The sequence below is a fragment of the Streptomyces sp. CB02414 genome (assembly GCF_001905385.1).
Lineage (GTDB): Bacteria > Actinomycetota > Actinomycetes > Streptomycetales > Streptomycetaceae > Streptomyces.
The window spans coordinates 25,015-40,110 of record NZ_LIPF01000008.1 but is presented as its reverse complement, the minus strand read 5'-3'; the positions used below and the strand labels follow the sequence as shown (position 1 = coordinate 40,110).

At 71.4% G+C, this 15,096-nt stretch carries 14 protein-coding genes; 9 read left to right on the top strand and 5 right to left on the bottom strand.

From position 1 onward, the window contains the following. Positions 1-2: 2 nt before the first annotated feature. The 4 genes from uraH to AMK11_RS25415 all read right to left on the bottom strand — a co-directional run bounded on the left by uraH (position 3) and on the right by AMK11_RS25415 (position 1,697). A complete protein-coding gene (gene uraH / locus AMK11_RS25430; protein WP_073730388.1) occupies positions 3-404 on the bottom strand; it encodes a hydroxyisourate hydrolase in 402 nt (133 codons plus the stop codon). Between the two features lie 2 nt (positions 405-406). Beyond that, positions 407-916: a 2-oxo-4-hydroxy-4-carboxy-5-ureidoimidazoline decarboxylase gene (gene uraD / locus AMK11_RS25425; protein WP_073730387.1), complete on the bottom strand. Its 510-nt coding sequence runs from the start codon at positions 914-916 to the stop codon at positions 407-409. Between the two features lie 149 nt (positions 917-1,065). Continuing rightward, positions 1,066-1,434, bottom strand: a complete 369-nt coding sequence (locus tag AMK11_RS25420) for a helix-turn-helix domain-containing protein (RefSeq protein ID WP_073730386.1) — start codon at positions 1,432-1,434, stop codon at positions 1,066-1,068. Then, positions 1,431-1,697 (bottom strand): hypothetical protein, encoded by a 267-nt coding sequence (locus AMK11_RS25415; RefSeq protein WP_073730385.1) that lies wholly within the window; start codon positions 1,695-1,697, stop codon positions 1,431-1,433. The genes AMK11_RS25420 and AMK11_RS25415 overlap by 4 nt, the downstream gene beginning before the upstream one ends. Positions 1,698-1,838: 141 nt before the next feature. Between AMK11_RS25415 and AMK11_RS25410 the strand changes: the two genes are divergently transcribed. The 5 genes from AMK11_RS25410 (at position 1,839) to AMK11_RS25390 (ending at position 6,624) form a co-directional block, all read left to right on the top strand. Continuing rightward, a complete protein-coding gene (locus tag AMK11_RS25410) occupies positions 1,839-2,678 on the top strand; it encodes a TIM barrel protein (RefSeq protein WP_073730384.1) in 840 nt (279 codons plus the stop codon). A 47-nt stretch (positions 2,679-2,725) separates the two neighbouring features. After that, positions 2,726-3,616, top strand: a complete 891-nt coding sequence (locus AMK11_RS25405) for a 2-hydroxy-3-oxopropionate reductase (protein WP_073730383.1) — start codon at positions 2,726-2,728, stop codon at positions 3,614-3,616. A 176-nt stretch (positions 3,617-3,792) separates the two neighbouring features. Then, positions 3,793-5,256 (top strand): catalase, encoded by a 1,464-nt coding sequence (locus AMK11_RS25400; protein WP_073730382.1) that lies wholly within the window; start codon positions 3,793-3,795, stop codon positions 5,254-5,256. A gap of 443 nt (positions 5,257-5,699) precedes the next feature. Next, positions 5,700-5,951, top strand: a complete 252-nt coding sequence (locus tag AMK11_RS25395) for a hypothetical protein (RefSeq protein ID WP_073730381.1) — start codon at positions 5,700-5,702, stop codon at positions 5,949-5,951. Between the two features lie 55 nt (positions 5,952-6,006). After that, on the top strand, positions 6,007-6,624 hold the full coding sequence (locus AMK11_RS25390) for a TIGR04222 domain-containing membrane protein (RefSeq protein ID WP_073730380.1): 618 nt from the start codon (positions 6,007-6,009) through the stop codon (positions 6,622-6,624). Between the two features lie 63 nt (positions 6,625-6,687). Here the strand turns inward: AMK11_RS25390 and gcl are convergent, their stop codons facing one another. Then, on the bottom strand, positions 6,688-8,472 hold the full coding sequence (gene gcl / locus AMK11_RS25385; protein ID WP_073730379.1) for a glyoxylate carboligase: 1,785 nt from the start codon (positions 8,470-8,472) through the stop codon (positions 6,688-6,690). 154 nt (positions 8,473-8,626) lie between these two features. Here gcl and AMK11_RS25380 point away from each other — a divergent pair, with 154 nt between their 5' ends. The 4 genes from AMK11_RS25380 (at position 8,627) to AMK11_RS25365 (ending at position 15,073) form a co-directional block, all read left to right on the top strand. Next, positions 8,627-9,313, top strand: a complete 687-nt coding sequence (locus AMK11_RS25380; RefSeq protein WP_073730378.1) for a hypothetical protein — start codon at positions 8,627-8,629, stop codon at positions 9,311-9,313. Positions 9,314-9,775: 462 nt separating this feature from the next. Then, complete coding sequence (locus AMK11_RS25375) at positions 9,776-13,129, top strand: ALF repeat-containing protein (protein ID WP_079187698.1); 3,354 nt, start codon at positions 9,776-9,778, stop codon at positions 13,127-13,129. A 166-nt stretch (positions 13,130-13,295) separates the two neighbouring features. Further along, positions 13,296-14,111: a hypothetical protein gene (locus tag AMK11_RS25370; protein ID WP_073730377.1), complete on the top strand. Its 816-nt coding sequence runs from the start codon at positions 13,296-13,298 to the stop codon at positions 14,109-14,111. Beyond that, complete coding sequence (locus tag AMK11_RS25365) at positions 14,066-15,073, top strand: DNA/RNA non-specific endonuclease (RefSeq protein WP_073730376.1); 1,008 nt, start codon at positions 14,066-14,068, stop codon at positions 15,071-15,073. Before AMK11_RS25370 ends, AMK11_RS25365 begins: the two co-directional genes overlap by 46 nt. The last annotated feature ends 23 nt before the right edge of the window (positions 15,074-15,096 follow it).

Sequence of the window (15,096 nt, the reverse complement as noted above, 5' to 3'; positions counted from 1 at the left end):
GGTCAGCTCCCTCGGTAAACGGAGTAGCCGAACGGGTTGAGCAGCAGCGGAACGTGGTAGTGCTCCCCGGGCACCACCGCGAAGGTGATGGTGACCTCGGGGAAGAACACCGGCCGGCCGTTCTCGCTGTCCCGGAGCGCGGGGGCGTCCTGCTGGGCCGCGGCTTGTTTCTTGGCGAAGTACGTCTCGGTGTCGAAGTCGAGCCGTACGTGTGTGGTGCCCTCCGGCAGGGCCGGGAGGTCCTTGCACCGGCCGTCGGCGTCGGTCGCGGAGCCGCCGAGCGTCTGCCAGTCCGCGTCGCTGCCCGAGCGGGCGGCGAGCTGGACGGCGACTGCCTCGGCGGGGCGGCCGACGCTGGTGTCCAGGATGTGCGTGGACACGGAGGCGGTGGTGCTGGTGCTCATGGTCAGGCGTCCTGTTCGACGAGTCGGGAAAGGCGGATGCGGTTGATCTTCCCCAGTTCGGTGCGGACGATCTCGCGCTCCTGCTCGGGCGAGTTGCCGATCCGCTCCTTGACCGCGTCCCGCATCTGCTCGCCGGTCCGGCCGGTGGCGCAGATGAGGAAGACGTGGCCGAACTTGTCCTGGTAGGCCAGGTTGAGTTCGAGCATCTCCGCCTTGAGTTCCTCCGAGGCGCCGGCCATGCCGGCCTGCTCCCGGGAGGAGGTCGGGTCGCCCGGCTTGGGGCGGCCGATGGGCGGGTGCCCGGCCATCGCCTCGGCGAGGTCGTCCGCCGTCAGCTCGGCCATGGCGGCGTCGCTGGCGGCGTACAGGTCCTCGGTGGTGGCGCAGGGGCGGGCGGCGAGCAGGTGCCGGGCCCACGCCGTCGAGGCACACGCCTCGTGGAGTTCCGCGAGTGCCGCGGACTCCTCGAGAGCGTTGAAACGGGCCAGGCCCGACGCGGAAGTGGACGTCACGGGAGCCTCCGTGGCCTTGTGCTGAACGGGCGTGCCGATAGCTAACGCCCTCGGAAACAAGGCGTCAACACTTTGTTGAAAATTCGCTGTGACGAAAGCCGCCGTCCGGATACCGGACGGCGGCTCGTGATGCGCGGCTCCCGCGCAGGTCAGGAGTCCTTCTCGCGGTTGAGGTAGTTGTAGACGGTGAAGCGGCTGACGCCGAGGGCGCTCGCGACGGTCTCCACGCCGTGCCGCACCGAGAAGGCGCCGCGCGCCTCCAGGGTGCGTACGACCTCCTGCTTGGCCCGCCGGTCCAGGTCGGCCAGCGGCCTGCCCTGCCGGCGCTCCATGGCGGCGAGGATGTGGTCCAGGGAGTCGGCGAGCTGGGGCAGGCGCACGGCGACGACGTCGGCGCCCTCCCAGGCGAGGACGACGTCGTCCTGGCCCGCCTCGTCCGGCGGCAGCATCTCACCCCCGATGGCGTCGACCAGGGGCTTCACGGCCGCGATGAAGGGCTCCTCCCCCGGTCCGCTCACCGCTCGTCCTCCCCTTCGGCGTCCTGCCCGACCACGTTGACCTGGAGGGAGATCCGGGTGGCCCCGGCCTCCAGGGACCGGCGCAGCAGCGCGTCCACGGCGGTGAGCACCGCGTCGGCGCCACCCTCGGCGGTGTTGCCGAACGGGCCGACGTCCACCTCGTCCAGCTCCGCGGCCTCGACGACCTCACGGGCGACCACCGCGTGCGCGGGCGCCTCGTCCAGGTCGAAGGGCTCGGTCGTGAACTCCACTCTCAATCGCACCCGGTCAACCTAACGCGCGGTGACCGTTTTACGCCGCCCCCTCTTGACAAGTGTGGAGCTCCACCGGCAATCTTCCATTACGCAGAAACGAACTTCCGTAATGCGGAACAACGAACGAAACGGAAGGGAGCGCGGCACCCGATGGGCTTCGCAGATCAGCGCTTCAACGTCAACCTGTCGATCCTCTTCACGGAACTCCCGCTCCTGGAGCGTCCCGCGGCCGCCGCCGCGGCCGGCTTCACCGCGGTCGAGCTGTGGTGGCCCTGGATCGACTCGCCCACCCCCGAGCAGTCCGAGCTCGACGCCCTGAAGAAGGCGATCGAGGACGCGGGCGTCCAGCTCACCGGGCTGAACTTCTACGCGGGCAAGCTGCCCGGCCCCGACCGCGGCGCCCTGTCCGTCCCCGGCGAGGAGTCGGACCGCTTCCGCGCCAACATCGACGTGGCCGCCGACTTCGCGAAGTCGCTCGGCTGCACGGCGCTCAACTCCCTGTACGGCAACCGCGTCGAGGGCGTGGACCCGGCCGAGCAGGACAAGCTGGCGCTGGAGAACCTGGTCCTCGCCGCCCGCGCGGCCGACCGGATCGGCGCGATCCTGCTGATCGAGGCGCTCAACAAGCCCGAGTCGCCGCTGTACCCGCTGGTGTCGGCGCCGGCCGCGATCGAGGTCGTCGACAAGGTCAACGAGGCCACCGGGCTCGGCAACGCCAAGTTCCTCATGGACCTCTACCACCTGTCCATGAACGGCGAGGACCTGCCGCAGGTGATCGACGCGTACGCCGCGAAGACCGGACACGTACAGATCGCCGACAACCCGGGCCGCGGCGCCCCCGGCACGGGCTCCCTCCCGCTCCAGGAGCTGCTCGACCAGCTGAAGAAGGCCGGTTACGACGGCTGGGTCGGCCTGGAGTACAAGCCGGGCGACAACCCCAGCGCCGAGGCCTTCTCCTGGCTGCCGGCCGAGGCCCGCGCGGCCCGCTGAGCGCCACCCGCAGGAATTTTTCGCAGATTTTCAGAGAGGTACCCATCATGAGCACGCTCCCCAAGGTCGCCTGGGTCGGTCTCGGCATCATGGGCTCCCCCATGTCCGAGAACCTGATCAAGGCGGGTTACCAGGTCACCGGCTTCACCCTGGAGCAGGAGAAGCTGGACCGCCTGTCCGCCGCCGGCGGCACCGCGGCCGGCTCGATCGCCGAGGCCGTGCGCGACGCCGACGTCATCGTCACCATGGTGCCCGCGTCGCCGCAGGTCGAGGCCATCGCCTACGGCCCCGACGGCATCCTGGAGAACGCGAAGTCCGGCGCGCTGCTGGTCGACATGTCCTCGATCACGCCGCAGACCTCGATCGACCTGGCGAAGGCCGCCAAGGACAAGGGCGTCCGCGTCCTGGACGCCCCGGTCTCCGGCGGCGAGGCCGGCGCCATCGAGGCCGTGCTGTCCATCATGGTCGGCGGTGAGCAGGCCGACTTCGACGAGGCCAAGCCGCTGCTGGAGGCGCTGGGCAAGACCATCGTGCTGTGCGGTCCGCACGGCTCGGGCCAGACCGTGAAGGCCGCCAACCAGCTGATCGTCGCCGTGAACATCCAGGCGTGCGCCGAGGCCGTGGTCTTCCTGGAGAAGTCGGGCGTGGACCTGAAGGCCGCCCTCGACGTCCTCAACGGCGGCCTGGCCGGCTCGACCGTGCTGACGCGGAAGAAGGACAACTTCCTCAACCGCGACTTCAAGCCGGGCTTCCGCATCGACCTGCACCACAAGGACATGGGCATCGTCACCGACGCCGCCCGCAACGTCGGGGCCGCGCTGCCGGTCGGCGCCACGGTCGCCCAGCTGGTCGCCTCGCTGCGCGCCCAGGGCGACGGCGGCCTGGACCACTCGGCCCTGCTGCGGGCCGTGGAGCGCCTGTCCGGCGCCCAGGTCTGACCTGCGGTCCCACGAGACCTCCGGGCGGCGCCGTCGCTGACACCTGTCCTGTCGCGCCCGAGCGGCGGCGCCACCCGGAACCCACTTCAACAAACTGTTGACGTGTATGCCGCCCAAACTTAGGCTCCACGAAGCGGAAACAGTTTTCCGCTGACCCCTCGCACGGAAGGTCCCCGATGTCGCAGCGCGTGCTCACGACAGAGTCCGGCGCCCCGGTCGCCGACAACCAGAATTCTGCCTCCGCCGGCATCGGCGGCCCCCTCCTGATCCAGGACCAGCACCTCATCGAGAAGCTGGCCCGTTTCAACCGCGAGCGCATCCCGGAGCGCGTGGTGCACGCCCGCGGCTCCGGCGCCTACGGCCACTTCGAGGTGACCGACGACGTCACCGGCTACACGCACGCCGACTTCCTGAACACCGTCGGCAAGCGCACCGAGGTCTTCCTGCGCTTCTCCACCGTGGCCGACTCCCTCGGCGGCGCGGACGCGGTCCGCGACCCGCGCGGCTTCGCGCTGAAGTTCTACACCGAGGAGGGCAACTACGACCTCGTCGGCAACAACACCCCGGTGTTCTTCATCAAGGACCCGATCAAGTTCCCCGACTTCATCCACTCGCAGAAGCGCGACCCGTTCTCGGGCCGCCAGGAGCCGGACAACGTCTTCGACTTCTGGGCGCACTCCCCCGAGGCCACGCACCAGGTGACCTGGCTGATGGGCGACCGCGGCATCCCGGCGTCGTACCGCCACATGGACGGCTTCGGCTCGCACACCTACCAGTGGACGAACGCCAAGGGCGAGTCGTACTTCGTCAAGTACCACTTCAAGACGGACCAGGGCATCCGCTGCCTGACCGCCGACGAGGCCGCGAAGCTGGCGGGCGAGGACCCGACCTCGCACCAGACGGACCTGGTGCAGGCCATCGAGCGGGGCGTGTACCCCTCCTGGACGCTGCACGTGCAGCTGATGCCGGTGGCCGAGGCGGCGAACTACCGCTTCAACCCGTTCGACGTCACCAAGGTGTGGCCGCACGCCGACTACCCGCTCAAGCGCGTGGGCCGGCTGGTGCTGGACCGCAACCCGGACAACGTCTTCGCCGAGGTCGAGCAGGCCGCGTTCTCCCCGAACAACTTCGTTCCGGGCATCGGCCCCTCCCCCGACAAGATGCTCCAGGGCCGCCTGTTCGCCTACGCGGACGCGCACCGCTACCGCCTGGGCGTCAACCACACCCAGCTCGCGGTCAACGCCCCGAAGGCCGTGCCCGGCGGCGCCGTCAACTACGGCCGCGACGGCTTCATGGCCTCCAACGGCCAGGGCCGGGACGCCAAGAACTACGAGCCGAACTCGTACGAGGGCCCGGCCGAGACCGGCCGCCCGCTGGCCGCCCCGCTCCCGGTGTCCGGCCACACCGGCACCCACGAGGCCGCGCAGCACACCAAGGACGACGACTTCTTCCAGGCCGGTGAGCTGTACCGCCTGATGTCCGAGGACGAGAAGAAGCGCCTGATCGCGAACATCGCCGGCGGCCTGTCCCAGGTCTCCCGCAACGACGTGGTCGAGAAGAACCTCGCGCACTTCCACGCCGCCGACACGGAGTACGGCAAGCGCGTGGAGGAGGCGGTCCGCGCCCTGCGCGAGGACTGATCCACCAGCTCGCGTACGGAACCCGGCGGGGAGGCCGGGACCGTGCGCGGCCCGTGAAGGCACCGGAGCGGCCCGGATGAGGGGTGGCCGCCCGGGGCCGGCACGGGCAGGGCGAGGACCGCGGCGGCCTGCGAGCCAGTGCGGTGGTGAAAGGCCCGGACGCTTCTCCTACGACCTGAGGGGAGCGGCGTCCCGGACCCGTCGCACCGCCGCGGTCCCAGCCACCCGCCCCTTCGAGCAGGGGCCCCAGAAACTCCGTCCGGCGGCGCGAACGACCTGTCGCGCCCAGCCTCGCGCTGTCGGACGGACACCATGTGAAGAACCTTCACCGGCTGAGCAGCGCCGGATGCGGACGGTCCCGCATCCGGCGCTTCTCGGCGTTTCCCGGCGCTTCCCGGCCTGCACCGGGTGCGGATTCCCGCCCCCCGCAGCAGCCTGGAGACATGGCAACGGCACACCCACCCGAGCACCCGCACATCGTCGTCCACGCCCCCGCCCTGGACGGCTCCCGCCGGGTCACCTCCGGCGACGAGACCCTCGGTGTCGCCTCGCACGCCGACGACGTCGCCGAGCTGCTGCGGCTGGCCGACCTGTACGTGACCGACGTCGAGGAGAGCGACCTGGTCGAGTGGCAGGGCGGCGGCCCGGACGACTGGCCGGGGCTGCACGAGCACCACGAGCACCATCGGGGCTGAGCACGCGTAGCGGCCCCCGGCAGCGGGCACAACCCCGGCACACGGGGGTGGTGTCGTGGACGACGACAGGACGGTCCGGCTCGAACCGCACGAGGTCGCGCTGCTGCGCGGCGGCCCCCGCGCCGCCGTGACGGTCGCCGTGGTCGACCTGTACATGCGCGGGGCCGTCGAAGCCGGCCCACCGGCCACCGTGCGTGCGCTGGGCTCCGAACCGGGGGCGGCAGCGACTCCGTTGCCGCCGCTCGCGGAGACGGTGCTGCGGTGCCTCGACGAACCGCTGAGCATACGGAGGCTGGCCCGGCGGCCGGACGTCCGCCTGGCCGTGGCGCTGATGCGGATGCCGCTGGCCGAGGACGGGATGCTGCGCTACCCGCTGCTCGGCCCGACCCGGGCCGCCCGCCGCCGGGTGCGGTCCCTCCAGGAGCGGCACCCGCTGCCGACCGGCCGACGGGGCCTGACGGCCGACGACCGGCTGCTCGCCGTTGCCCTGCACGACGTGGACGCCCTGCGCGCCCTCTTCCCCCGCTTCGCCCTGCGGGCCGGACTCGTGGAGCGGGTGGAGGTGGGCGGAAAGCCCCTCCTCAAGAACTCCCCGCGGGACTCGGGGAGCGGATCGGCGGGCGGCATGGCGTACTACTGCGGCGGCGGGGGCGGGGGCGGCGGCTCCGATTGAGAGCGGGCACGTGAAAGAGCGGCCCGTCCTCCGGGGACGGGCCGCTCTCGGGTACTTCGCGGGTCAGGCCTTGAGCGTCCTGACGGCCGTCGGGGCGTGCCCCGGCTCGGTCGCCAGCTCCTCGAACTCCATGACGTTGCTGATGTCGTTGGTGCCCGACATGGAGATGTTGGTGACGCGCTCCAGGATGGCCTCGACGACGACCGGCACCTGGTGCTCGGCGGCCAGCTTCTTGGCCTGCTCCAGGGCCGCGCCCAGCTCGTTCGGGTCGGTGACCCGGATCGCCTTGCAGCCCAGGCCCTCGGCGACCTTGACGTGGTCGACGCCGTAGACGCCCAGCTCCGGCGAGTTGATGTTCTCGAACTCCAGGTTGACCTGGAAGTCGATCTCGAACGCCCGCTGCGCCTGGCGGATCAGGCCCAGGTAGGAGTTGTTGACCAGGACGTGGACGTAGGGGATCTTGTGCTGCGCGCCGACGGCCAGTTCCTCGATCATGAACTGGAAGTCGTAGTCGCCGGAGAGCGCCACGACCTGCGCCTCGGGGTCGGCCTTGGCGACGCCGAGCGCGGCCGGGACGGTCCAGCCGAGCGGGCCGGCCTGGCCGCAGTTGATCCAGTGCCGCGGGCGGTAGACGTGCAGCATCTGGGCGCCGGCGATCTGGGAGAGGCCGATGGTGGAGACGTACCGGGTCTCCGGGCCGAAGGCCTTGTTCATCTCCTCGTAGACGCGCTGCGGCTTGATCGGGATGTCGTCGAAGTGCGTACGGCGCTGGAGGGTGGCCTTGCGCTCCTGGGCGGAGGCGGCCCACGCGGTGCGGTCGGGCAGCTTGCCGGCCGCCTTCAGCTCCTTCGCCACCTCGACGAACAGCTCCAGAGCCGCCTTGGCGTCGGAGGCGATGCCGTAGTCCGGGGCGAAGATCTTGCCGATCTGGGTCGGCTCGACGTCGACGTGGACGAACTTGCGGCCGGCGGTGTAGACGTCCAGCTTGCCGGTGTGGCGGTTGGCCCAGCGGTTGCCGATGCCGAGGACGAAGTCCGACTCCAGGAAGGTCGCGTTCCCGTAGCGGTGCGAGGTCTGCAGGCCGACCATGCCGGCGTTCAGCTCGTGGTCGTCGGGCAGCAGGCCCCAGCCCATCAGGGTGGGCACGACCGGGGTGCCGGTCAGCTCGGCGAACTCGACGAGGAGGTCGGCGGCGTCGGCGTTGATGACACCGCCGCCGGCCACGATCAGCGGGCGCTCGGAGGCGTTGAGCAGGCCGATGGCCTTCTCGATCTGGGCGCGGCTGGCGGTGGGGCGGTAGACCGGCAGCGGCTCGTAGGTCTCCGGGTCGAACTCGATCTCCGTCATCTGGACGTCGATCGGCAGGTCGATCAGGACCGGGCCGGGGCGGCCGGAACGCATCAGGTGGAAGGCCTGCTGGAAGACGCCGGGGACCTGCGCGGCCTCCAGGACGGTCACCGCCATCTTGGTGACCGGCTTGGCGATGGAGGCGATGTCGACGGCCTGGAAGTCCTCCTTGTGGATCACCGCGGTCGGCGCCTGGCCGGTGATGCACAGGATCGGGATCGAGTCGCCGATCGCCGAGTAGAGGCCGGTGATCATGTCGGTGCCGGCCGGACCGGAGGTGCCGATGCAGACGCCGATGTTGCCCGGGTGGGTGCGGGTGTAGCCCTCGGCCATGTGCGAGGCGCCCTCGACGTGCCGCGCCAGGGTGTGGTTGACGCCGCCGGAGGCCTTGAGCGCCGCGTAGAAGGGGTTGATCGCCGCGCCCGGCACACCGAACGCGTCGGTGACGCCCTCGCGCTTGAGGATCTCAACTGCCGCTCGGGCAGCGGTCATACGAGCCATCGAGTACTCCTGCTTCGGCTGTCGGATTCGCACTCCCGTCGCGCCCCGCGGTGAGCTCTTCCGTAGCGACTTTGCGATTTCCGTATAGTGGAAAATGGTTTCTACGATCTGGAAGTAATGTAAGTGGGCAGCCGGAGGCCGTCAAGGGAGGACGATGGGCGTCATGTCCGAGACCGTCTCGGTGTGCTGCACCGCCTGCGGGCGCCGGCACCGCTACACGGCACCGTCGTACCCCTGTGCGTGCGGGGAGCCCGTCACCCCGGAGCTCGATCCGCGCCGGGCCGCCACTCCCGTCACCCACCGGAGCTGGGAAGAGGAGTGGATCGGGCTGCGCTGCGCGGCCTGCGGGGCGCGGAGCCGGTGGCCGCGCCCGGAGCTGGGCTGTCCGTGCGGGACCGTGCTGCGCGTGCCGGTGGACCCGGCGGCCGCCGGCCGGTCCGGGCGTACGCCGGGGTCCCGGGTGCCGGCCCACCGGTCCGTACCGATCCGCACCGCCCGCGACGCGGTCACCGCGGCGGTGCTGTATCTGCGCGGGCTGGGACACCGGGACGTCCGGCGCGCCGACCAGCGGCCCGTGGCCGGCATCGGACTGGCCGCGCCCGGTCTCGTGGTCCAGGTGGACCCGACCGTGGGCCCGGCCTCGGCGCGGGACGTGGAGTGCCTGTGGCTGACGGCCATGGCGGAGTCCGCGGCCCCCGTCTACTTCTCCCTCACCGGGTACGCCGAGCAGGCCCGCGCCCGCGCCGACCTGCTGGGCGTGCCGCTCTTCGTCCTGGACCCGGCCGGGGTACCGCGCCCCGTCAACGCGTCGGCCGTGGCACTGGACGCCACGGCCCGCTGAAACTCGGAATATCGCCCGGAAACGACCGCCGGGCTATTCACCGCCGCCGATCGCCGTGAAGCCGCCCGCACATTCCGGCATTCCGCGAACCCGGGGACCCGGCAGCGCCTCTCCCTGCCCCGAATTCATCGAGAACCGTCCGGAAATCGCCGGTGTTCGAGGTACCGGTTCCGCCGGTCCCTGCCATGACATCGTGCACCCGCCGGTCGCGTCCACCGCATGAAGTACCGCAAAAAGGGCCCTACTTGAAGAGGGTGTGTGACGTCCGCCATCTTCCGGGAAGGTTGTGCACTCGAATGTGAAGATCTCGCGCAGAGCCGATGATGCGGCCGCTCCGCGCACCTGACACTCCCTCAACTCCCCTTCGGTGACGTTGATTTCCCATTCGCGGCGCCTTTGAATGGGTTCAGCTCGAACTCACATTCGCTGTTGCTCATCACAGACGACGAGGACGACTTTCTTATGCAGACGATGTTCTGGAGCCGCAGACGGCTCCTGACGACGGCCGCCGCCGTGGCCGCCGTCGCCTCCACTCCCTTGTCGCTCGCGCTGCCCACGCGCGCCTCGGCCGCGGACGCGGACCCGGCCGACTCGCTCACCCTGCCGGACACCGACCGCGCGAAAGTGGTCAAGGCCTGGCTGACGGGCGGCCGGGCCACCAAGGCGGCGGCGGCGTACGTGCTCCACGGCACCGACGCCGAGGTCCAGACGTTCCTCTCCGAGACCCTGCCCAGGGTCAGGACGGAGGACAACCGGGTCGCCGTCACCCGGTACCTCGCCCGTTCCGGCAAGGGCCTGCGCCGCGAGGCGGGCACCGCCCTCGACAACGGGGACGCCGCCATCGCGGCCTTCCTGGACGAGGGGTTCAAGGACGCGCTGCTCGAGGACCTGAGCGTGGCGACGTCCACGGTGCTGGCGAGCGGAGAGCGGGCCGTCCGGCGGGAGGCCTCGGCCGCTCTGGAAGCCGGCACCCAGGAGGCGTTCGAGGCGTTCCTCGTCGACGGCCAGTACGAGGCCCGCCTGGAGGATGCCAGGGTCCAGGCCTCGGCGATGCTGGTCGACGCCGGGCCCGAGGTGCGCAAGTACGCGGGCCGCGCCCTGAGCGGCACGGCGGCGGACATCGAGTGGTTCCTCGACACCGGCCAGCACATCGCCCGGGCCCGGGACCAGGAGTCGGCCACCATCGCGGAACTCGTCGCGGTCGTCGAACGGGAGGGCAAGCGGGCGCAGGCCCAGACCGACCAGGCCGTCGAGGCCGCCGCGCGTGCCGAGACCGCCGCCGCGAAGGCCAAGGAAGCCGCCGAGAAGGCGGTCGCGGAGGCGGCCGCCGCCAAGGAGGACGTGAAGAAGTCCGCCGCGGCGGCCCGCAAGGCGGCGAGCGCCGCCAAGGGCGCGGCGAACGCCGCCCGCAACGCCATCGCCGCCTCCAACGCCGCCGTGACCGCCTCGCGCCGTGCCTCGTGGGCCGCGGCGGCGGCCTCCCAGGCGGCCGCGACGGCCGGCAACGCGGCCTCGCGCGCCTACAACGCCGCCATCGCCGCCTCCAGGGACGCCGACAACACCGAGGCGGCCAAGAACGCGGCGATCGCCGCCCGCAACGGGGCCGCGAAGGCCCGGTCCGCGGCCAGGGCCGCCGACTACGCCGCGGCCGCCACCGCGCAGGCCGCGAACGCCGGCCACTCGGCCGCCAACGCCGCCCGCAACTCCGCCGCGGCCGCCACCGCCGCCGCGCAGGCCGCGGCGGCCTCGGGCGCCGCGCAGTCCGAGGCCGCCGAGGCCAAGCGCCAGGCCTCGATCGCGACGACCGCCGCCAACCGCGCCACCAACGCCGCCTCCACCGCCCAGGCCCTCGCGAACACCGCCGCCGCGGCGGCACGCACGGCACGCGACGCCGCCAACTCCGCAGCCGCACACGCGGAGAACGCGGCCGAGGCCGCCGAGGAGGCGGTGAAGTACGCGGGTCAGGCCGTCGACTACGCCAACAAGTCCACCGCGCACGCGGCCAAGGCCGTGGAGGCCGCCGACAACGCCACCAAGGCGGTCGAGGAAGCGATGGCGGTGGAGAAGGCCGCCCGGGAGGCGGAGCTCGCCCGCCTGGAGCAGGACAAGCTGCAGGCCATGGACGAGGCCCGGCTGCTGGCGCGGATCGAGGCCGACGAACAGGCCGAGTTCGAGGACAAGAGGAAGCAGGAGGAGCAGACCGAGCAGGCCGTCAAGGACCTGATCGCGGCGGCCGAGAAGGCCCTGTTCGAGACCGGCGACCTGGCGCTCGCCGTCACGCTGGGACGCCGGGCCGCCACCGGCCTGCTGGAGGCCAAGGGCTCGTGGACGCGGGAGGCGGCGCGGTTCGCGCTGGCCGGCGGCGACAACGAGGTGCTCTCCTGGATCGACCTCGACCGGGCCCTCGCCCAGCACCAGGACGACCGGGAAACCGTCCTCTACCTCGCCCAGATATCCAGCCCCGCCATCGCGGAGGCGGCCCACGCGGCGCTGGCGAGCTCCACCTCCACGGCGGTGGGCGACTTCCTCACCTCGGGAGTGATCCGGGCCTCGCAGGACGACAACCGGGTGCAGATCTCCCGCATCATCGGCCAGAACCCCGGCAGGGCGGTCATCCGGGCGGCCAACGACGCGCTGGACAAGAACACCCCCGAGGCACTGCAGGACTTCTTCGACCGCACCTACCCCGAGGCGATGCGGGAGGACGACGCGGTGGCCACCGCGACGGCGATCGCCAACGGCGGCGAGTACGTCAAGTCGCACGGCGAGGTGGCCCTGGAGGGGCCGACCTGGATGCGCCGGAACTTCGTGCAGAAGGTGCAGTACAAGGCGGCGCAGCTCGACCACGACTCCGCCACCCACGTCGCGGCGGTCCGCGGCGCGATCGCGGCCGCGGCCAAGATCGCCTACAAGGCGCAGCAGAACGCGGCGCTGGCGTCCGAGGCGGCGGCCAACGCCCGTAAGGCCGCGAGCGAGGCCCAGGAGTGGGCCGACAAGGCGGTCGACGCGGCGAACACGGCGAGCGAGTACGCCGACCAGGCCAAGAACAACGCCGCCGCCGCGGACAGGTCGGCGGCGGCGGCGCAGACCTCGGCGAGCCAGGCCTCGTCGGCGGCGGCGACCGCGCGCAACGCCTCCCGGTCGGCGAACTACTCGGCGAACAAGGCCATCGACGCGGCCCGCTCGGCGCAGCAGTCCGCCTACAACGCTCAGGCCTCCGCCGCGAGTGCCCGCCAGTCCGCGCTGGAGGCGGGCCGGGACAAGGCCACCGCCGCCGCGGCGGCCAGTGAGGCGCGCCGCATCGAGGTGCAGAAGCGCGAGGCCGAGGTCCGGGAGGCGGCCCGGAAGGCCGCCGAGGAGGCCCAGCGCCAGCGCGAGGAGGGGAGGAACCCGGCCGACAGCGAGCAGAACGACCAGGTGAACCCGAACGGCACCGGTGAGGAGAAGGAGGACTGGTGGTCGGACGCCGGCTGGTGGGCCGACGCCGCCAACACGGTCAGCACCGCCTCGGGCCTGATCGCCGCCGGTCTCGGACTGGCCTCCCTGGCCTTCCCCCCGCTGGCGGCGGGCGCGGCGTTCTTCGCCGGGGTGTCCGTGGTCGCCGGCGGTCTGGGCACGCTCTTCACCGGCATCGAACACGGCTTCACCAGCGGTGAGTTCATCAGCTCCCTGGGGATGTCCGCCCTGAACCTGGCCACCCTCGGCCGGGGCAGCCTGCTGAAGCCGGTCATCAACAGGGCGAAGCCGGTGATCAGCAAGGTCGCCGAGGAGGGCAAGGAGCTCGTCTCCGACATCATCTACGTCCTCGCGGCCTGACCGGCCGGAGCTTCCCGGCAGTTGACCGACGACGGGCCGGCCGTGACGGCCGGCCCGTCACCCCTGAAAGGACAGTCGCACGATGAGACCGTCGTTCCGAATACCGTGCTTCAGACCGCCGCGACCACGGCGCTCCCGAGCGGCCCGAGCAACCCGGTCCCGGCGCGTGGTCCTCTCCCTGCTGGCCGTCATGGCGCTGGGCGCCACCACGACGGCCATGGCCCCGGCGCAGGAGACGCCGAAGGCGCCGGAGCAGCTCGGGCGCCAGGTCGACCGGATCGACCTCGCCGACCTGCCGGACGCCTCCGCCCCCGTCGAGACCGAGCCGGTCCCGGTGACTCCCGGGGAGCACTGCCGGCCCACGCCGGCCGGGTCCCGCGAGCGCAGGGCGGGTGCGGTGGAGGCCTGCGTCACCATGAGCACCACGCCGGTGACGCGAGCCGGCCGGCAGCCCCTCGCCGCCGCGCAGCAGTCGGCCCCGGCCGCCGCCAACGAGGCCACCTGCGAGATCACCAACCCCGGGCAGTGGAACTACAGCCGCTTCGGCTACTGCGTGAGTGGCCTGACCGTGCTGTACGTGCTCAAGGACAGCACCGGGAAGCAACTGGGCACCGGCACGCTGAGCGTCGCCACGAGTGCCCTCCTGCCCGCCGAACTCGCGAAACCGAAGTGGAACGAGTACGTCACGGTGGCCATGACCGGCGCGACCGGGGCCGTCACGTCCCTGACCGCGAAACTCAGAGCCGCGTGCACGACCGGCTGCAAGGTGACCAAGCCCGCCCCGTGGTGGGGAGGCGACCTGGTCAAGGGCAAGTCCGTCAACGGCTACGTGACCTACTCCTCCTCCCCGGGCGCCGGGAAGGCGGCCGAGTTCACGACGTCCTACCAGCTGTACGTCACCTCTCCCGGCGCCCAGATCACGGACCCGAACGCCTCATGGAGCAACCCGAGGAAGATCTCTGGGGCCGTGACAAGCCGCTGACCCGGGCGAAGAGCGGCATCGCCGACCGCACGAGCAGGACCTGCGGAAGCGGGAGTTCGAAGCCGTTCCAGGCCCGGACGGACGTCCCGGGCGACAGCTGCGGCGCGTTCCCCTTCGCGGCCACCCACGAAGGAGGAACCGACGGCGCTCAGTGCACCGAGGTCATCCCCAACTACAGCAGCGGAGGGTGGGACGTCTACGTACTGGACGGCGGCACCGGCAGCCCCTGCGTGCGCGCCCACGTCCCGCTCGCGGACAACCGGTCCGCCGAGCAGCAGCTCTCCGACGGCTTCGCGAACCAGCGAGTGCTGGAAGCCGAGCAGTTCATGGTGAACATCACCGCGTCGGCACCCGAGCCGCAGGGCGACTGCCTCAAGAACTGGTCGACCGGGGCGCTGCCTTCCGGCAACGGGTGGATCAAGAACACCACCGAACCGGTCCCCCACACCAACAAGACCACCAACCCGCTCGGTCCGGCGGGTACCCGGGCGTCCACGGCCCAGGCGTGCATCGGAAAGCAGCTCGGCACGGGCAGCGACGCCGAGGGGGACATCACCGGCTGGGAGGACGCACGGCTGTACCGCGACCAGCACTTCCCCACGACCGGGCTCGCCCGGTGTCACCTGATCGCCAACATCCTCGGCGGAAAGGGCGGGCGCACGGACGGCGGTCCGGACAACCTCACCCCGTGCTGGCAGGTGGGCATGAACACCGGAACACCCAGCATGCGAACCTATGAGTTCGCGGCCCAGAAGGCGGTGGCCAACAGCGCCTTCGGACCGAACGACGCGATCCTGTACCAGGTCACGCCCGACTACCAGGACACCACCAGCACGATCCCGATGGGGGTCACGATGACCGCTACCATCCAGCGGGCGGACGGAACGTCGCAGCCGCTGTTCCCCGACGTCTACATTCCCAACACCAAGGGCAAGACCGGGAAGTACAACCTCGGAAACTGAACCAGCCGATTCACGCCACCGGG